Source organism: Streptomyces abyssomicinicus, assembly GCF_008974245.1.
Lineage (GTDB): Bacteria > Actinomycetota > Actinomycetes > Streptomycetales > Streptomycetaceae > Streptomyces > Streptomyces abyssomicinicus.
On the sequence record NZ_BBZI01000006.1, the window covers coordinates 594,944 to 613,764 of the forward strand.

An 18,821-nucleotide genomic window follows, 5' to 3' on the forward strand; every position below is an offset into this window, starting at 1 on the left:
CGCCCGACGGGCACCGCCGGCCACCCGCGCCCAGGAGGCGGCCGGACGGCTGGTCAGGCCCCCCGGGTGGGGAGCGGCCGGCCGTACCAGGTTTCGATGAGGCGCGCGGCGATGGAGATGCCGAAGGGGGGCAGCACCTCGCCGGAGGCGAACGCGGCGGTGAGCTCGTCCCGCGAGAACCACCGGGCCTCGCTTATCTCCTCGCCGTCGACCTGCGTGTGCGTGGTGGTCGCGTGCGCCATGAACCCGAGCATCAGGCTGGAGGGGAACGGCCACGGCTGGCTGGCCACGTAGGAGACGTCACCCACGACGACCCCGGCCTCCTCGAAGACCTCGCGCCGCACCGCCGCCTCGATGGACTCGCCCGGCTCCACGAACCCGGCCAGCGTGGAGAACCGGCCCTCGGGCCAGTGCACCTGCCGCCCGAGCAGGATGCGGTCGTCGTCGTCGGTGACCGCCATGATCACCGCGGGGTCGGTGCGCGGGTAGTGCTCCGCCCCGCACTTGGGGCAGCGCCGCACGTGTCCGGCCGCCGCGATCACCGTCTTGCCGCCGCAGCGGGAGCAGAACCGGTGCAGCCGCTGCCAGTTCTCCAGCGCGACCGCGTGCACCATCAGCCCGGCGTCCCGGTCGGACAGCAGCAGCCCCGCCTCCCGCAGCCCTGCCGGGCGCGCCGACTGGTCCATGCGGCCCGGCAGCGCGTCCCGCTGGAGGGCGAAGTACCGCACACCGTCGTCGTCGGTGCCGAGGAAGTAGCGGTGCGCCTCGGTGAGCGGCGCCTCGAACGACGGGGTGGTCACCAGCTCGGTGCGCCCGTCCGGCGTCTCGTCGATGAGCACCTGGCCGCCCGAGACCACGAAGCAGCGGGTGGTCGGGTGGCTCCAGGCGGCGGCCAGCCACGCCTCGTCCAGCCGGTGATGGGCGGCGCGGTCGATGCCGGAGGGCGCGGTCAGCGCGACGGGCCGGCCGGCGAGGCCCCCGCCGGGTCCGGCGGGGCCGGCCCCGCCGTCCGGTGCGGGGTCGGTCGTTTCGCGTTCGGTGGTCGAAGCGGTCACGGCGGGTTCGGGCTCCCCCTGTGAGTCGGCCGGCCCGCCTGCGGCGGCGGCGTTGGCGTCGGTGGTGTCAGCGGGCATCGCGCAGGCCTTCGGCAAGGTCGCCCCAGAGGTACGCGGCGGTCTCGACGCCCTTGACGAGGAGGTCCAGCTCGACCTTCTCGTTGGGCGCGTGCCATCCGTCGGAGGGCACCGAGATGCCGAGGAACAGCACCGGCGCGCCCAGCACCTCCTGGAGGTCGACGGCGGGGCCGGAGCCGCCCTCACGGGTGAAGCGGACCGGCTGCCGGAAGGCGCGCCCCATGGCGCGGGCCAGCGACTGCAGGGCGGGGTGGTCCAGCGGGGTGAGACAGGGCCGGGTGGAGCCGCCGAAGTGGATCTCGTGGCGGATGCCGGCGGGGACGCGCTCCGCGACCCAGGCGCGCACCAGCCGCTCGATCCGCGCGGGGTCCTGACCGGCGACCAGCCGGAAGGTCAGCTTGACCATGGCCGAGGACGGGATGATCGTCTTGCCGCCCGTGCCCTGGTAGCCGCCGCCGATGCCGTTGACCTCGGCGGTGGGGCGGGCCCAGATGCGCTCCAGCGTGCTGTAGCCGGCCTCGCCGGAGGCGGCGTACGACTTGGCGGTGCGCAGCCACCGCTCCTCGTCGAACGGCAGCTCGGCGAAGAGGGCCCGCTCCCGTTCGGTCAGTTCGACGACGCCGTCGTAGAAACCGGGGACGGCGACCCGGCCGTCCGCGTCGTGCAGCGCGGCGACCAGGCGGGCGACGGCGGTGGCCGGGTTGGGCACGGCGCCGCCGAAGGAACCGGAGTGGATGTCCTGGTCCGGTCCGGACAGGCGGACCTCGAACTCGGCGAGGCCGCGCATGCCGGTGCAGACCGTGGGGGTGTCCTCGGACCACATGCCGGTGTCGGAGACGATCACCGCGTCGGCGGCGAGCCGCTCGGCGCGCTCCTCGACCAGGGCCCGGAAGTGCGGCGAGCCGGACTCCTCCTCGCCCTCCACCAGCAGCTTCAGGTGGACGGCGGGCGAGGTGCGGCCGGTGGCGGCGAGATGCGCCCGGACGCCCAGGGTGTGGAAGAACACCTGGCCCTTGTCGTCGGCTGCGCCGCGCGCGTACAGGCGGCCGTCCTTGACGACTGGCTCGAACGGGTCGGTGTCCCAGCCGTCCTCACGGGCGGCGGGCTGCACGTCGTGGTGGCCGTACACCAGGACGACCGGCGCGTCCGGCTCCTCGGCGGGCCACTCGGCGAAGACGGCCGGAGCTCCCGGAGTGTCCCAGACCTCGACCACCGGGAAACCGGTCGTCTTCAGGGCGCCGGCCAGCCAATCGGCGCTGCGCCGCACGTCCTCGGCGTGCTCGGGCTGCGCCGAGACCGACGGTATGCGGAGCCACTGGGCCAGCTCCTCGAGGAACGAGGCGCGGTGCTGCTGGATGTACGTCTGGACGGCGCTGTCCAAGGTCTCGCTCATGCTCCGACCCTATCCGCCCGCACGCGGGTGCCGGTGGGGTGACGGGGAGCCCGCCTCCGTGGAACCGGACACCCCCGGCGGGCCGGAGGATCCCTCCTCGTCCCCTTCGTCCGCGAATTCCCCTGACAGGAGCCGCTCCAGCTCGGCACGGCCGGGCAGCGGGTCCGGCCGGACGACCTCTCCGGTGCGCACGTACAGGAAGGAGGCTGTGACGGATTCCACGGGCACTCCCCGCTGTTCCGCCCACGCCAGCCGGTAGACGGCGAGCTGGAGGGGGTCGGCGGTGGGGGCCCGGTGGGTCTTCCAGTCGACGATCTCGTACCGGGCCTCCTCGCCGCCGGTCTCCCGGTAGACGGCGTCGATCCGGCCGCGCACCACCCGGCCGGCCAGGGCCAGCTGGAACGGCGCCTCCACGCGGTACGGGGTGCGGCGTGCGTAGTCGGTGCGCTCGAACGCCTCCTTGAGGGCCTCCAGATCGCGTTCGTCCTCGATCTCCGCGTCCGTGCCGGGCAGCTCGTCGGGCTCCAGCATGGGCAGCCGCAGCGCCTCGAAACGGGACTCCACCCAGGCGTGGAAGCGCGTGCCGCGGCGGGCGGCGGGCGCCGGCGGGCGCGGCATGGGGCGCGCCAGCTCACGGGCGAAGGCGTCGGGGTCCTCGTTGAGGCGCATCAGCTCGGAAGCGGTGAGCGAGGCGGGCAGCCGGACCTCGGTGACCGCATGCCGGGCGCGCAGCAGCTCGTCGGCGAGCGCGTCCAGGTCCCGGTCCCAGGACGCGACGGCGCGCGCCTCCTCGGGCGTGAGGCGGGCGGTGCGCGGCGCGTCCTGCTGCGGGACCGGTGCGTGCGGCGGCGCGCCGGCGGGCTCCTGCCCGGACCACGGCTCGTCCCCGGGCCACGGCTCGGGCTCCGGACCGCGCTCGGGCTCGGGCTCGGGACCGTGCTCGGGCTCGGGCTCGGTCCCGGGCTCGGGCTCGGGCTCCTGCTCGGCGGCGGGGGCGGGCGCCTGGTGCGGGACGGCGGCGGGGCGCTCCGGGCGCCGCGTGGACAGCGAGTCCCAGTCGAGGGGCTCGCCGAAGTCCGCGGACTCCTCCGGCGGGACGTCGTCCGGATCGTCCGGCGGCGGGGGCCAGTCGGGGTCGTACGGCTCGGGGCCCGGGTCCGGGACGGGGCCGGGCCCCGCGGCGTCGGCGGGAGGGTGGTCGTCCTCCTGTGCGGCGGCGCGCCCGAGGTACTCCAGCACCGTCCGTTCGGCCTCGCGCCGGCGGCGCAGCGCCTCGCGGTCCAGCGGCAGCGGCCACGCCTGCTCCACGGCGTCCTCGGCGAGCGCCGGGTTCTCCTCCCCCGGCTCCGGCTCGTCCGCCCAGACCTCGGTCTCGCCGTACCCGGCGGCACAGTGGTCGTGCAGCGCCCGGAGGAACGCGGACGGGCCCCGCCGGGTCTTCTGGCTGGGCCCCCACCAGTGGCCCGAGCCCAGCAGCAGCGAGCGCGGCCGGGTGAAGGTGACGTAGCCGAGGCGGAGTTCCTCGGTGGCGTGGTGGTCCTTCATGTCGGCGTGGAAGGCCTTGAGCCCCGCCGCGTCCCACTCCCCGACGTCCGGCAGCGTTCCGGCGTCGCCGCGCAGCGCGTGCGGGAGCACCTTGCCGTGGGCGGTCCACCGCTCCTGCCCCTTGCCGTCCGGGAAGGTGCCGGTGACCAGCCCGGGCACCACCACGACGTCCCACTCCAGCCCCTTGGACTTGTGCGCGGTGAGCACCTTGACGGTGTTCTCGCCGCCGGGCAGCGCGTTGTCCAGGCCCTTCTCGTACTGCTGGGCGGTGCGCAGGAAGCCGAGGAAGGCGAGCAGGGTGGCGCGGCCCTCCTCGGCGGTGGCCGTGGCGGCGAACGAGGCGGCGACGTCGAGGAAGTTGTGCAGCGTCTCACGGCGGCGGGCGGCCAGGGCTTGCGGCGAGGCGGAGAGCTCGACCTCCAGGCCGGTCACCGCGAGGACCCGGTGCAGCACGTCCATCAGCGGGTCGGCGAGGGAACGCCGCAGGTCGCGCAGTTCCGCGGCGAGCCGGGCGAAACGGACCCGGGCCTGGGCGGAGAACGGCAGCCCGTCGTCGGAGCCGTCGAGGGAGGACTCCAGGAAGGTGTCGAGGGCGTCGGCGAGCGAGATCACCTCGGCCGGGTCGGTGCCCTCGACGGCGGCGGCCAGCCGGCGCTCCGGGTCGTCCTCGCCCCGGTCGCGGGCGACCAGCAGCCGGGCGCGGCGGCCGAGCAGGGCGAGGTCGCGCGGGCCGATCCGCCAGCGCGGGCCGGTGAGCAGCCGCACCAGGGAGGCGTTGGCGCCGGGATCCTGGAGCACCTCGCAGGTGGCGACCAGGTCGGCGACCTCCGGCAGGCTGAGCAGCCCGGACAGGCCGACCACCTCCACCGGCACGTCCCGGGCGACCAGCGCGGCGTGGATCTCCGGGAAGTCGGCGGACTTGCGGCAGAGCACGGCGATCTCGCCGGGTGCCGTCCCGGTGCGGACCAGGTGGGCGATCGAGTCGGCGGCCCACGCCATCTCCTCGGCGTGGGTGGGCAGCAGGGCGCAGCGGACCACGCCGTCGCGTTCGGCGCCGGGGGCGGGGCGCAAAGCCTCGACGCCTTCGTGCATCCCGCGCAGCGGGGCGGCGAGGCCGTTGGCCAGGTCGAGGAGGCGGCCGCCGCTGCGGCGGTTCTCGCTGAGGGCGAGCCGGTCGGCCTGGCGGCCGTCGGCGTGCGGGAAGTGCTCGGGGAAGTCGTCGAGGTTGGCGACGGAGGCGCCGCGCCAGCCGTAGATGGCCTGGCAGGGGTCGCCGACCGCGGTGACCGGGTGGCCGGTGCCGTTGCCGAAGAGGTGGGAGAGCAGGATGCGCTGGGCGACCGATGTGTCCTGGTACTCGTCGAGCAGCACGACCCGGTACTGGTCGCGCAGGATCGCGCCGACCTCGGGGCGGGTGCGGGCCAGCCGGGCGGACAGGGCGATCTGGTCGCCGAAGTCGAGCAGATCGCGCTCGCTCTTGACGGCGCGGTAGCGGGTGACCAGCTCGGTCAGTTCACGGCGGGCGGAGGCGGCCTCGGGGACCTTGCGCAGGTCCGCGTTGGAGAGCTTGGCGCGGCCGAGGGCGTCGAGCAGTCCGGCGTCGAAGTCCCGCAGGCGCCCGGGCTCCACCAGGTGCTCGGCGAGTTCGCCGTCGAGGGCGAGGAGGTCGCTGACCAGGGTGGAGAAGGTGCCGGTGAGCGAGGGGTAGGGGCCCGGGGCCTCGCGCAGCACGCGGGCCGCGAGCTGGAACCGGGCGGCTCCGGTGAGCAGGCGGGCGGTGGGTTCGAGGCCGATGCGCAGGCCGTGGTCGGTGAGCAGGCGGCCGGCGAACGAGTGGTACGTGGAGATCAGCGGCTCGCCGGGCACGCTGTCGGGGTCCGCCGCGCCGGAACCGGTGGGGTCCATGGCGTCCGGGTCGGTGACACCCGCCTTGACCAGGGCCTTGCGGACCCGTTCGGACAGCTCGGCGGCGGCCTTGTTGGTGAAGGTGAGCCCGAGCACCTGCTCGGGGGCGACCTGCCCGGTGCCGGCCAGCCAGACCACGCGGGCGGCCATCACGGTCGTCTTGCCGGAGCCGGCGCCCGCGACGATCACCTGCGGCGCGGGCGGGGCCGTGATGCAGGCGATCTGCTCGGGGGTGAACGGAATCCCGAGCAGGGACTTCAGCTGCTCGGGATCGGTGAGACGGGCGCGGGACACGTCTCGAGGCTAACGGCGCGCGCGGACATCTCCGACCGCCCGGCGCGGATCGCCGCAGGTCGACGCCGCGCGAGGTGCGGGAGTTCACAACCTCGGGCACGCCCCGGCACGCCCCGCCACACTTCGGCACGCCCCGCCACGCGGCACCACGGCACGCCACGCCCCAGCGCCCCGGCACGCCAGGCCCCGGCACTCCCTCCGTGGGCACGCCCAGCCAGGGCGTGCCCTGCCCAGGTGCTCGGCCGCGTGGGCATTCCCCGCCCGGGCGCACCGCCGCGTGGGCGCACCGCCGCGCGACGTCACCCCACCGCGGGGGCGTCGTCCCGGAGCCTCACTCGACCGTGTGACGTCCCTCCGGCCGGGCCGAGCAGCTGGAGCGGAACGCGCAGTGGTCGCACTGCCGCCCGGTGGACGGGGTGAACCGCTCGTCCAGCACCTTGCCCGCGGCCGTGGCGAGCAGGTCCCCGACCCACTCGCCGCCGTCCGGCGACTGCGCCTGCACCTTGGGCAGGGCGTCCCCGCCGTCCCGCTTGGCGGCGGCCTGCCGCAGGTGGACCAGTTCCGCTCCCCCGGGCTCGGGCCGCTCGCCGTCGAAGAGGTCGTCCACCGCGCCCTCGCGGAGGGCCAGCTGGTACACGGCGAGCTGCGGATGACGCGCCACCTCGGCGCCGCTCGGCGCGTTCTTGCCGGTCTTGAAGTCCACCACGTAGGCCCGCCCGCGGGCGTCCCGCTCCACCCGGTCCATGGACCCGCGGACGCGGACCTGGTACTCCCCCGCCTCGATGGTGACGTCGAAGTCGTGCTCGGCGGCGACGGGTGTGCGGCCGGCCGTCTCACGGCCGATGACGTGCCAGTTCAGGAAACGCTCCAGCACCGCCCGGGCGTTCTCCCGCTCCTGCGCGGACTTCCACGGGGCGTCGAAGGCGAGCGCGTTCCACACCGAGTCCAGCCGCTCCATCAGCACGTCCAGGTCGGCGGGGGTCCGCCCGGAGGCGACCTCGTCGGCCAGCACGTGCACCACGTTGCCGAAGCCCTGGGCGGCCGTGGCCGGGGTGTCGGCCTTCACCTCGCGGCCGAGGAACCACTGCAACGCGCAGGTGTTCGCCAGCTGGTCCAGGGCGCTGCCGGACAGGGCGACCGGGCGGTCCCGCTCCCGCAGCGGCACCTTGCTCTCGGTGCGCTCGAGCATGCCCCACCACCGGTAGGGGTGCGCGGCGGGCACCAGCGGGCGGCCCTCCTCGTCGGTGAGGGCCGCCAGCCGGGCCAGCCGGCGGGCTGCCGCGTCCCGCAGCCCCTCGGATGCCTCGGGGTCGACGGTGGTGGCCCGCAGCTCGGCCACGAGGGCGGCCACCGACAGCGGACGGCGGGGACGGCCGGTCACGTCCCGAGGGTCGACCCCCAGCTCGGTCAGGAACCGGGAGGGCTGGTCACCGTCCTCGGCGGGGGCCTTCACCGCGGTGACGACCAGCCGCTCACGGGCGCGCGTGGCGGCCACGTAGAACAGCCGGCGTTCCTCGGCGAGCAGCGCTCCCGGGGAGAGCGGCTCGGCGAGGCCGTCCCGCCCGATGCGGTCGGCCTCCAGCAGCGAGCCGCGGCGGCGCAGGTCGGGCCAGAGCCCCTCCTGGACGCCGGCGACCACCACCAGCCGCCATTCCAGGCCCTTGGAGCGGTGCGCGGTCATCAGCTTGACCGCCTCGGGCCGGACGGCTCGGCGGGTCAGCGTGTCGGCGGCGATGTCCTGGGCGTCCGTCTCCTCCAGGAAGTTGAGGGCGCCACGGCCGCCGATGCGTTCCTCGGCGCGGGCCGCGGTGGCGAACAGCGCGCAGACGGCGTCCAGGTCACGGTCCGCGTTGCGCCCGGCCGCGCCGCCGCGGCGGGCGGCCCGTTCCAGACGGGACGGCCAGGTGGTGCCGTTCCACAGCTCCCACAGGGCCTCCTCGGCCGTGCCGCCTTCGGCGAGCAGCCGCCGGGCGCCGCGGAGCAGTTCGCCGAGTTGCTGGGCGCCGCGGGCGTACGCGGGGTCGTGCACGGCCAGCCGCTCCGGCTCGGCCAGGGCCCGGGCGATCAGGTCGTCGGACGGCGGGGGCAGCGGGTTGCCCGCCGCGCGCTCCTCGTCCCGCAGGGCGCGGCCCAGGCGGCGCAGGTCGGCGGTGTCCATGTTGGCCAGCGGCGACGCCAGCAGCGTCAGCGCCGTCTCGGTGTCCAGCCACGCCGGGACGATCCCGGCCGCCCCCGCCGCGCCGTCACCGCTCCGGTCCCCCGGACCGGCCACCAGCTCCCCGTCCACCGCGCGGCCGGGATCGTCCGCGTCCGCGTTCGCGTCCGCGACCACCACACCGTCACGGTCCACCGCGTCCGCGACCACCACACCGTCACGGTCCATCGGGTCCGGGTCCGGGTCCACCGGGTCCGCGTCCACCACGCCCGCACCGGGCTCGGCGCCCGCCGCACCGGCGCCGCTCCCGGCCACTGCCGTGCCACCCTCCGTGAGGTGGCTCTCGTCCCCCGCGGCCGCCGCCCCGGGCTCAGGCGCGGGGCGGTCCTCCGCGGGGGAGGCCCCGGGTACGGAGGTCCCGGCCGCGCCCGACTCCGCGCGGGCCACCGCGCGCAGGGCCGTCAGCAGCGGGGCCACCGCCGGCTCGTGCCTCAGCGGCACGTCGTCGCCGTCGATGTCCAGCGGCACGCCCGCGGCCGTGAGGGCGCGCCGCACCACCGGCAGGGACCGCGAGCCGGCCCTCACCAGCACCGCCATCTCCGACCACGGCACGCCGTCCTCCAGATGGGCGCGGCGCAGGATGTCGGCGACGTTGGCCAGCTCCGTACCGGCGGTGGGGTAGGTGTACACCTCCACCGAGCCGCCCTCACGGTCGGGGACCAGCTCGCGGTGGGCACGGACCTTCTCGGCGGGAAGCCTGGTCAGCGGCATCCGCCGGGTGAGCAGCCGGGTCGCGGCGAGCAGGCCGGCCCCGGCCCGCCGCGAGGTGCGCAGCACCTCGACCGGCGCCGGGCGGCCGTCGGCCCGGGGGAAGACGTGCGGGAAGTCGAGGATGCCGTTCACGTCGGCGCCGCGGAAGGCGTAGATCGACTGGTCGGGGTCGCCGAAAGCGACCAGGGTGCGGCCGTCCCCGGCCAGCGCCCGCAGCAGCCGGACCTGGGCGGGGTCGGTGTCCTGGTACTCGTCGACCAGGACGGCGTCGTACTCGGCGGCGAGGCGGGTGCCCACCTCCGGGCGGTTGGCCAGCAGCACCGCCCGGTGCACCAGCTCCGCGTAGTCGACGACACCCTGGAGGTCGAGAACGTCCAGGTACTCGGCGAGGAACGCCGCGGCGGCCCGCCAGTCGGGCCTGCCTATCCGGCGGGCGAAGGCGTCCAGCGCGGCCGGGTCCAGTCCGAGTTCACGGCTGCGCGCCAGCACGGCGCGCACCTCGTCGGCGAAACCGCGGGTGGTGAGGCAGGCCCGCAGGTCGTCGGGCCAGCGGACATGGGACAGTCCCAGCCGCTCCAGTTCCGGCTGGCCCGCCAGCAGCTCGCGCACGGTGACGTCCTGCTCGGGGCCGGAGAGCAGGCGCAGCGGCTCGGCGAAGAGCCCGCTCTCCTGATGGGCGCGGACCAGCGCGTAACAGAAGGAGTGGAAGGTGGTGGCCTGCGGCGCCCGGGCCGCGCCGACCCGCGCCGCCATCCGGTCCCGCAGCTCCATGGCGGCCTTGCGGCTGAAGGTGAGCACGAGTATCCGCGCCGGGTTCGCGCCGCGGGCGATGCGGGCGGCCACCGACTCCACCAGCGTGGTCGTCTTCCCCGTGCCGGGACCGGCCAGGACGAGCAGCGGCCCCGAGCGGTGCCCCACCACCGCCCGCTGCGCCGCGTCGAGCCGCGGCGGCTCCGGCACGGCGACCGGCGTGCGGACCAGCCGGTACCCGCCGTCGGCCGCCCGCCGCGCCTGACGGCGGGGCGGTGACGCGGTGGTGGAGGGAATGCTCATGGTTCGCCGGTCCTGGTGGTGCGGAGTCGATGGGGCCGAACCAGTGGTACGGAACCAGTGGTACGGAAGCGGTCGGGCTGAAGCGGTGGGGCGGAGTCGACCGGTGGGAGTCCGCGAGGCGGAGTCGACCGGTGCGGTGGATGCGCGCGGAAGGTCCTGGAGGGGCCGGCGCGCATGCGGTCGTCTGTCGAACGTACGGCATCGCGGGGGCGTGCCCGTGCGAGTCCGCCCATACCGGGATTCACCCGGACGGAGCAGCGGCGGGCCGGTCAGCCCTCCGGCAAATCCTCCGGCACGTACCCGGGAGGTCCGTCCGGCCCCGGCGCCCCGCGCCCACCGGACCCACCGGACCCACCGGACCCACTGTGACCTCCGGCACGTCCCGCGTCCGCTCCGGCCGGAGTGCCGTCCCACCGGGCCCGCCGCATGTCGAGCTTCGGCAGCGACCCCCGGGAGGCGCCGCCGGCATCCCGCAGCGGGGTGCCCTCGTCCCGGTAGTGGTCCAGCGCCCGCAGTTCGTGGCCGGGCAGCAGCACCCCGTCGGACCGGACGACCCGCCACCACGGCACGGCGCTCCCGTAGAGCGCCATCACGCGCCCCACCTGACGCGGACCGCCCTCACCGAGCCATTCGGCGACGTCCCCGTAGGTCATCACCCGGCCCGGAGGGATCCGTTCCGCGACGTCCAGCACCAGCTCCGCGTAGTCGGGGAGTGCGCCGCCGGACCGCTCCTCGTCACTCATCCGTCCCATCCTGCCGCACCCCTCCGACACGCTCCCGACACGCCCGCGGCGCCTCCGTCGCACGCCCGGACCGCCCTCCGGGCGTGCTCCGCCGGCGCGCGCGGCGCATTTCACGCCGGTGGATCGCCCCCTGACCCCACCACGTGTCGGCCGGACATGCCACCATCGTGCGGGCGGTGACTGGTGATACGTGAGCAGAACGAGACCGAGGAGTGGCAGGGCGTGCATCCCGAAGAGGCGGAGAGCGCTGCCGAGGTCTCGCCACACCCGAAAGCAGACATGACGATGGCACCCGGTAAGGAGCGCTCCGGCGGCGCCACCGACGCGGCCCGCTCCGGCGATGGGACCCCCGACGGCGCGCCCCGCCCCGGCGAGCCCCGCGACGGCGTCACCGCCGGCGGTGCAACGGACAGCGGCGCCACCGACAGCCGCGCCGCCCACGGCACAGGCACAGGCACAGGCGCCGCCCTTGGCCCCGGCGACCACCCCGACGGCGGTGACGAGGTCCAGGGCGACGAGCCGCTGCTGCCCGCCCGCGTCCACCGCCCCTCCGACCTGATGCGCCTGCTCGTCGGCCTGCTGGCCGTCGCCGTGCTGCTGGCCGTCGCCGCGTTCGCCGAGGGCGCCACCTCCGGCCTCGAGCAGGACATCAACGAGGGCACCACCGCCGCCCCCGACCTCCTGATCAAGGTCGCCGGTCTGGCGTCGAGCATCGCCATCCTGCTGGTCCCGGTGGCGTTCGCCGTGGAGCGGCTGATCAAGCGGGACGCCCTGCGGATCGCCGACGGCGTGCTGGCCGCGGTGCTGGCGCACGGTGTCACCCTCGCCACCGACCTGTGGGTCGCGCGCGCCGCCCCGGACGCCATCCAGGACGCCCTCACCCAGCTGGCGCCCGGCGGCAGCGGCGCCACCGCGGCGCTGACCGATCCGGTGCACGGCTACCTCGCGCCGGTGATCGCGTTCATGACCGCCGTGGGCCTGTCCCGAAGACCGCGGTGGCGGACCGTCCTGTGGATGGTGCTGGTCCTCGACGCCTTCTCCATGCTGGTCAGCGGCTACACCACCCCGTTCTCCATCGTCCTGACCATCCTGATCGGCTGGAGCGTGGCCTACGGCACGCTCTACGCCGTCGGCTCGCCCAACGTCCGGCCGACCGGGCGGACCCTGATGGCCGGTCTGCGGCACGTGGGCTTCCGCCCGGCGTCGGCCCGCCAGGAGACGGAGTCCGGGGAGAGCCACGAGAGCGACCGCGGCCGCCGCTACTTCGTCACCCTGGAGGACGGCCGCCCCCTCGACGTCACCGTGGTCGACCGCGAGCAGCAGGCGCAGGCCTTCTACTACCGGGTGTGGCGCAACCTCACGCTGCGCGGCTCGGCCACCCGCCGCAGTCTCCAGTCGCTGCGCCAGGCGCTGGAGCAGGAGGCCCTGCTGGCCTACGCCGCCATCGCGGCCGGTGCCAACGCCCCCAAGCTGATCGCCACCGCCGAGCTGGGCCCGGACGCCGTGATGCTGGTCTACGAGCACACCGGTGGCCGTCCGCTGGACCAGATGGACGACGCGGAGATCACCGACGAGCTGCTGCGGGACACCTGGCGACAGGTGAAGGCCCTCCAGTCCCGGCGGATCGCCCACCGCAGGCTGGCGGGCGACGCCATCCTGGTGGATCGTTCGGGCGGGGTCGTCCTCTCGGACCTGCGCGGCGGAGAGATCGCCGCCGGCGATCTGCTGCTGCGGATGGACATCGCCCAGCTGCTCACCACGCTCGGCCTGCGGGTCGGCGCCGAGCGCGCGGTGGCCGCCGCGGTGGAGGTGCTGGGACCGGACGCGGTCGCCGACTGCCTGCCCCTGCTCCAGCCCATCGCGCTGACCCGCACCACCCGCGCCACCCTGCGCCGGATGGGGCGGGAGCGCGCCCAGCGGGAGCGCGAGGCGGTGCTGGAGGCCTCCGACAAGGCCCGGGCGCTGCGGGCGGCCGAGCGGGAGGCGGACGCCGGGGGCGCGACGGCCGCCGACCGCAAGACCCTCAAGGCCGAGCAGCGTGCCGACAAGCGTGCCGTCGACGAGGCGCTGGAGGAGGCCCGCGAGGAGGACCTGCTCAGCCAGATCCGCCACGAGGTGCTCCGCATCCGCCCGCAGGCCCCGGTGGAACCGGCCCGCCTGGAGCGGATCCGCCCACGGACGCTGATCACCTTCATCGCGGGCGCGATCGGCGCGTACTTCCTGCTCTCCCAGCTCGCACACGTCCCCTTCGGGTCGCTGATCTCCCAGGCGCACTGGGGCTGGGTGGCCGCGGCGGCGCTGTTCGCGGCGCTCAGCTACGTGGCGGCGGCGATGTCGCTGCTCGGGTTCGTGCCGGAACGGGTGCCGTTCTGGCGCACCGTCTCCGCGCAGGTGGCCGGCTCGTTCGTGAAGATCGTCGCTCCGGCGGCGATCGGTGGCGTGGCGCTGAACACCCGGTTCCTGCAGAAGGCGGGGGTCCGGCCGGGCCTGGCGGTGGCCAGCGTGGGCGCCTCCCAGCTCTTCGGGCTGGGCGCGCACATCCTGCTCCTGCTGGTCGTCGGCTACCTCACCGGCATCGAGAAGACCCCGTCCCTGTCCCCCTCCCGGACGGTGATCGCCGGTCTGCTGACGGTCGCGGTGCTGGTCCTGGTGGTGACCTCGGTGCCGTTCCTGCGGAAGTTCGTGGCGACCCGGGTGCGCTCGCTCTTCGCCGGTGTGGTGCCGCGCATGCTGGACGTGCTGCAGCGCCCGCAGAAGCTGGCCACCGGCATCGGCGGCATGCTCCTGCTGACCACCTGTTTCGTCCTCTGCCTGGACGCCTCGGCCCGCGCGTTCGGCAGCGGGATCACCGGCGTGAGCCTGGCGAGCGTCGCGGTGGTGTTCCTGGCCGGCAACGCGCTCGGCTCGGCCGCGCCGACCCCGGGCGGCATCGGCGCGGTGGAGGCCACGCTGACCCTCGGCCTGGTGGCGGTGGGGCTGACGCAGGAAGTGGCGGTCCCCGCGGTGCTGCTCTTCCGTCTGCTCACCCTGTGGCTGCCGGTGCTCCCCGGCTGGCTGTGTTTCAGCCACCTGTCCCGTCGCGGAGCCCTCTGAGGCGCACGCCGGGGCCCGCGGTCCCGACGTGCGCCCCGGCATCGGTCCCGGCATCTGCCCCGGCGTGCGCCCCGGGCTCCGCCCCGGCCGCCGGTTAACCCGGACGGGTCCCGAGCCCGCGCGGCGGCCGCTGGGGGGCAGCACCATGGCCGCATGCCCTACGCCTCCCGGAAGCGCACCGCAGCCCTGCTGACCACGGCCGTCCTGGCCGCCGGAGCCCTCACGGCCTGCGGCGGCGACGAGGACGGCGACGTGCGGAAGCAGTCCCTGGAGTGGGAGGACTGCCCGGCTCCCTCGGAGGCCCAGGGCGGCGGCGCCTCGCCGTCCCCGCTCCCCCGCGGCGGCGACTGGCAGTGCGCCACCATGCGGGCGCCGCTGGACTGGTCGGAGCCGGAGGGCGAGACCATCGGCATCGAGCTGATCCGGGTCCGCTCCACCGGAGGTGGGAAGTCCCGCATCGGCTCCCTGATCTTCAACTTCGGCGGCCCCGGCGGCTCCGGCGTCACCACCCTGCCCGCCTTCGGCCCGGAGTACGAGACGCTGCGCACCCGCTACGACCTGGTCAGCTTCGACCCGCGCGGGGTCGGCCGCAGCGAGCCGGTGGAGTGCGAGACCGCGAGCCGGCTGGACGCGTTCTTCCAGAAGGACGGCACGCCCGACGACGCCCAGGAGCGCGCCGAGTACAAGCAGGGTCTGCTCGACTTCAACGAGGCCTGCGAGGACAACTCCGGCGAGGTCCTCCCCCACGTGCGCACCACCGACGCGGCCCGCGACCTGGACCTGATGCGGGAGGTCCTCGGCGACGACAAGCTGTACTACTTCGGCGTCTCGTACGGCACCGAACTGGGCGGCGTCTACGCCCACCTGTTCCCGAAGAAGGTCGGCCGGGCCGTCTTCGACGCCGTGGTCGACCCGACGCAGGACCCCGAGCAGGGGTCACTGGGTCAGGCCCGGGGGTTCCAGCGGGCGCTGGACAACTTCGCCGAGGACTGCGCGTCCAAACCGCAGGAGGAGTGCCCGATCGGCACCGACGCCGACGACATCAAGGAGCGCATCACCCAGCTCCTCGCCGACCTGGAGGAGCGCTCGCTGCCGGGCATCTTCCCCCGCCGGCTCACCGAGACGGCCGCCACCGGCGGCATCGCCCAGTCCCTCTACTCGCAGGACTTCTGGCCGTACCTGACCCAGGCGCTGGACGAGGCGTACGACGGCGACGGCCGGACGCTGCTGGCCCTCGCCGACTCGATGAACGGGCGCAACCAGAGCGGCGAGTACAGCAACATGGTGGCGGCCAACACGGCGATCAACTGCTCCGACGACAAGCCCCGGTACACCGTCGCCGACGTCCAGCGGGTGCTGCCGCGGTTCCGCGAGGCGTCGCCGGTGTTCGGCGACTACCTGGCCTGGTCGATGCTGAACTGCGCGGACTGGCCGGTGGCGGGCGCCGCCGACCATCCGGACGTCAGCGCTCCGGGCGCGCCGCCGATCCTGGTCATCGGCAACACGGGTGACCCGGCGACGCCGTACGAGGGCGCCCGGCGGATGGCCGAGGCCCTCGGGCCCGGGGTCGGCGTCCAGATCACCTACCGCGGCGAGGGCCACGGCGCCTACGACAGCGGCGACACCTGCGTCCAGGACGCGGTGAACGGCTACCTCCTGGACGGGAAGGTCCCCCGCTCCGGCACCGTCTGCGGCTGAGCTCCGGAACAGTCCGCGGCCGACCGCCGCGGAAGCGCGGAGGCGGTCAGGCGGTCAGGCGGTCAGGCCGGTATCCAGTCCGGCCACTGCGGAGGGACGTTGCTCGCCGGGCAGAGTCCGGAGTCGCCCGGATACCCGTCGAGCGTCCCCTCCTGCGCGAAGAACCACCAGCCCAGGCTCACCGTCGCGACGACCACCAGCACGATCCTCACCCCCGTGCGCCCGGCGGTCCTGCCGGGCGCCAGACGCCGTCCGAGCGCCAGCGCCATCAGCCCGACGAGTACCCCGCCCGTGACGATCATCGGGAACTCGACGTTGAGGACGAAGATCCCGGCGGGCTCGAAGGCCGCGTCGCAGTAGGAGCGCGCCCACACCGCCAGCCACCAGCCACCGGCGCCCGCGGCTGCTCCCCACAGCGCGGCGCCCGCCGAGGGAAGGCAGGAGCGGGTCTCCTGCTCCGGATCCAAGGGCCCTTGGCCGACCACCCCGTGCTCGATTGTGTCCATGCCACAACTCGACTCCGCACGGCCCCTGCCGGTTCCCGCTGGCACCACGAAGGCGCAGCGCGTCCCACGTTCGGGCCATGGGGCCACCTCGGCCACGCACGACGCCGTCCTCCGGACACGACGAGGCCCACGGCGTCCGATCCGGTCGGAGCCGTGGGCCTGGTCGAATCCGCCGGCCGGCGGAAGGGGTCGGTCAGTAGACCGGCTTCTGCGGCTCGATCTGGTTGACCCAGCCGATGACGCCGCCACCCACGTGGACCGCGTCCGAGAAGCCCGCCGACTTCAGCACCGCGAGGACTTCCGCACTGCGGACACCCGTCTTGCAGTGCAGGACGATCTTCTTGTCCTGCGGCAGGCCCTCCAGGGCCGAGCCCATCAGGAACTCGTTCTTCGGGATCAGCCGCGCGCCCGGGATCGAGACGATCTCGTACTCGTTCTGCTCGCGGACGTCGATGATGTCGATGTCCTCGCCGTCGTCGATCCACTCCTTGAGCTGCTTGGGAGTGATCGTCGAACCGGCGGCGGCCTCCTGGGCCTCCTCCGAGACGACGCCGCAGAACGCCTCGTAGTCGATGAGCTCGGTGACCGTCGGGTTCTCGCCGCAGACCGCGCAGTTGGGGTCCTTGCGGATCTTGACCTGGCGGTACTGCATCTCCAGGGCGTCGTAGATCATCAGGCGGCCGACCAGCGGCTCACCGATACCCGCCAGGAGCTTGATCGCCTCGTTGACCTGGATGGAACCGATGGACGCGCAGAGCACGCCCAGCACGCCGCCCTCGGCGCAGGAGGGGACCATGCCCGGCGGCGGGGGCTCCGGGTAGAGGCAGCGGTAGCAGGGGCCGTGCTCGGACCAGAACACCGAGGCCTGGCCGTCGAAGCGGTAGATCGAGCCCCAGACGTACGGCTTGTTCAGCAGCACGCAGGCGTCGTTGACCAGGTACCGGGTGGCGAAGTTGTCCGTGCCGTCGACGATCAGGTCGTACTGGCTGAAGATCTCCATCACGTTCTCGGCCTCGAGCCGCTCTTCGTGAAGGACGACGTTCACGTACGGGTTGATGCCGAGGACGCTGTCCTTGGCCGACTCCGCCTTGGAACGGCCGATGTCCGCCTGGCTGTGGATGATCTGGCGCTGCAGGTTCGACTCGTCGACCTCGTCGAACTCCACGATGCCGAGCGTGCCGACACCCGCCGCGGCCAGGTACATCAGCGCGGGCGAGCCCAGGCCACCGGCGCCCACACACAGCACCTTGGCGTTCTTCAGCCGCTTCTGCCCGTCCATCCCGACGTCCGGGATGATCAGGTGGCGGGAGTACCTGCGGACCTCGTCTACGGTGAGCTCGTCGGCCGGCTCGACCAGGGGTGGCAACGACACGGGGACTCCGTCGGTCGGGATAAGTACGGTTGTTCTCCCCGTAACACTGCCACGCCCTTCTTCATTCCAAGACACCCGTCCCGACAATCGAGACGTACGCGTCCCAGCAACCGGGCAGGTCACCGCGGCGGTCCGCCCGACGTCCGTCCCACGTCCGCCCGAACGGCTCAGATGCGGCAGGCGGCCTCCATCCAGATGTCCGCCAGCGACTCCTCCAGGCCGATCCGCGGCCGCCAGCCCAGCCGGTCCCGGGCGGTGCGGACGTCGGCCTGCTGCCAACTTCCGCAGCCGTCGGGGTACGGGTGCACCGGCATCGTCGGCGCGTGGTGCTCGGAATCGGTGCGCTGATGGCCGATCAGGCCGCGCACCATCGCCCCGGGCGGGCCGTCCAGTTCGTGCAGCGCGCCCCCGTAACCGGCGACACGGGCCAGCACCGCGGCGGCGTCACGCAGCCGCACGGCACGGCCGGAGCCGATGTTGATCACGCCTTGCGCCGCGGAGAGCGCCGCCGCGTGCACCGCGCGCGCCACGTCACGGACGTCCACGAAGTCCCGCTGCACGCCCAGGCCGCCCAGTTTGAGTTCGCCGTCGCCGGACTGCATGGCCCGGCGCAGCGCCTCCGCGAGCCGGCCCAGCGGGGAGCCCGCCGGGGTGCCCGGCCCGGCCGGCGAGAACACCCGTAGCACCACCGCGTCCAGCCCGGAGTTGAGCACCAGCTCGGTCGCGGCCAGCTTGCTCACGCCGTACGGGCCGCCGGGGCGCGGAACCGCGTCCTCGGCGGTGGACGACCCCGGCTGGCTGGGCCCGTACTCGGCGCCGCAGCCGAGGTGCACCAGCCGGGCGCCGCAGCCGCTGCGCCGCAGGCCCTCGCAGACGGTGGCGACGGCCACCGTGTTGTGCCGGGTCAGCTCACGCGCGCCGCCCCGGGTGGCGCCCGCGCAGTTGACGACGACCTGCGGGTGGACGGCGTCCAGGAAGCGCGTCAGCGCGCCGGGGCTGCCGGCCGCGAGGTCGAACCGGACGTCGGCGTCGTCGCCTCTGCCCAGCGCGGTCAGCTGGACGGCCGGATCGGCAAGCAGTCGGTCGGCGACGAAGCGCCCGAGATATCCGTTGGCTCCGATCAGCAGAACCCTCATGGCGGCTTGTTCTCCTTCGAGTGG

Annotated in this window: 10 protein-coding genes; 2 read left to right on the forward strand and 8 right to left on the reverse strand. The window is 74.6% G+C overall.

Annotation, left to right across the window (positions count from 1 at the left end):
- Positions 1 to 53 precede the first annotated feature (53 nt).
- From nudC to GBN72_RS10145, 5 genes are all read right to left on the reverse strand, one after another.
- Entirely contained in the window at positions 54 to 1,133 is a 1,080-nt protein-coding gene (gene nudC / locus GBN72_RS10125) for an NAD(+) diphosphatase (protein ID WP_151771377.1), read from the reverse strand.
- A complete protein-coding gene (locus tag GBN72_RS10130; protein WP_151771378.1) occupies positions 1,123 to 2,526 on the reverse strand; it encodes a dipeptidase in 1,404 nt (467 codons plus the stop codon). The genes nudC and GBN72_RS10130 overlap by 11 nt, the downstream gene beginning before the upstream one ends.
- A 9-nt stretch (positions 2,527 to 2,535) precedes the next feature.
- Complete coding sequence (locus tag GBN72_RS10135) at positions 2,536 to 6,270, reverse strand: ATP-dependent helicase (RefSeq protein WP_151771379.1); 3,735 nt, start codon at positions 6,268 to 6,270, stop codon at positions 2,536 to 2,538.
- Positions 6,271 to 6,601: 331 nt separating this feature from the next.
- Positions 6,602 to 10,249, reverse strand: a complete 3,648-nt coding sequence (locus GBN72_RS10140; RefSeq protein ID WP_151771380.1) for an ATP-dependent helicase — start codon at positions 10,247 to 10,249, stop codon at positions 6,602 to 6,604.
- A 269-nt stretch (positions 10,250 to 10,518) separates the two neighbouring features.
- Positions 10,519 to 11,001, reverse strand: coding sequence for an MGMT family protein (locus GBN72_RS10145; RefSeq protein WP_246212398.1), 483 nt, complete (start codon positions 10,999 to 11,001; stop codon positions 10,519 to 10,521).
- A gap of 270 nt (positions 11,002 to 11,271) precedes the next feature.
- Here GBN72_RS10145 and GBN72_RS10150 point away from each other — a divergent pair, with 270 nt between their 5' ends.
- Together GBN72_RS10150 and GBN72_RS10155 are read left to right on the forward strand one after the other, a co-directional pair.
- Positions 11,272 to 14,085 (forward strand): lysylphosphatidylglycerol synthase transmembrane domain-containing protein, encoded by a 2,814-nt coding sequence (locus GBN72_RS10150; RefSeq protein WP_246212399.1) that lies wholly within the window; start codon positions 11,272 to 11,274, stop codon positions 14,083 to 14,085.
- A gap of 153 nt (positions 14,086 to 14,238) precedes the next feature.
- Positions 14,239 to 15,783: an alpha/beta hydrolase gene (locus GBN72_RS10155; RefSeq protein WP_151771382.1), complete on the forward strand. Its 1,545-nt coding sequence runs from the start codon at positions 14,239 to 14,241 to the stop codon at positions 15,781 to 15,783.
- 62 nt (positions 15,784 to 15,845) lie between these two features.
- Here the strand turns inward: GBN72_RS10155 and GBN72_RS10160 are convergent, their stop codons facing one another.
- The 3 genes from GBN72_RS10160 to GBN72_RS10170 form a co-directional block, all read right to left on the reverse strand.
- A complete protein-coding gene (locus tag GBN72_RS10160) occupies positions 15,846 to 16,289 on the reverse strand; it encodes a hypothetical protein (RefSeq protein WP_151771383.1) in 444 nt (147 codons plus the stop codon).
- Between the two features lie 193 nt (positions 16,290 to 16,482).
- Positions 16,483 to 17,661, reverse strand: coding sequence for an adenylyltransferase/sulfurtransferase MoeZ (moeZ, locus tag GBN72_RS10165; protein ID WP_151771384.1), 1,179 nt, complete (start codon positions 17,659 to 17,661; stop codon positions 16,483 to 16,485).
- 167 nt (positions 17,662 to 17,828) lie between these two features.
- Complete coding sequence (locus GBN72_RS10170; RefSeq protein ID WP_108954496.1) at positions 17,829 to 18,797, reverse strand: NAD-dependent epimerase/dehydratase family protein; 969 nt, start codon at positions 18,795 to 18,797, stop codon at positions 17,829 to 17,831.
- Positions 18,798 to 18,821 lie beyond the last annotated feature (24 nt).

Bases quoted from the DNA above. Each gene is read 5' to 3' on its own strand.
- nudC (WP_151771377.1), bottom strand. From the start codon at position 1,133: ATGCCCGCTGACACCACCGACGCCAACGCCGCCGCCGCAGGCGGGCCG.
- GBN72_RS10160 (WP_151771383.1), bottom strand. From the start codon at position 16,289: ATGGACACAATCGAGCACGGGGTGGTCGGCCAAGGGCCCTTGGATCCG.
- GBN72_RS10145 (WP_246212398.1), bottom strand. From the start codon at position 11,001: ATGGGACGGATGAGTGACGAGGAGCGGTCCGGCGGCGCACTCCCCGAC.
- GBN72_RS10150 (WP_246212399.1), top strand. From the start codon at position 11,272: ATGACGATGGCACCCGGTAAGGAGCGCTCCGGCGGCGCCACCGACGCG.
- GBN72_RS10140 (WP_151771380.1), bottom strand. From the start codon at position 10,249: ATGAGCATTCCCTCCACCACCGCGTCACCGCCCCGCCGTCAGGCGCGG.
- GBN72_RS10170 (WP_108954496.1), bottom strand. From the start codon at position 18,797: ATGAGGGTTCTGCTGATCGGAGCCAACGGATATCTCGGGCGCTTCGTC.
- GBN72_RS10130 (WP_151771378.1), bottom strand. From the start codon at position 2,526: ATGAGCGAGACCTTGGACAGCGCCGTCCAGACGTACATCCAGCAGCAC.
- GBN72_RS10155 (WP_151771382.1), top strand. From the start codon at position 14,239: ATGCCCTACGCCTCCCGGAAGCGCACCGCAGCCCTGCTGACCACGGCC.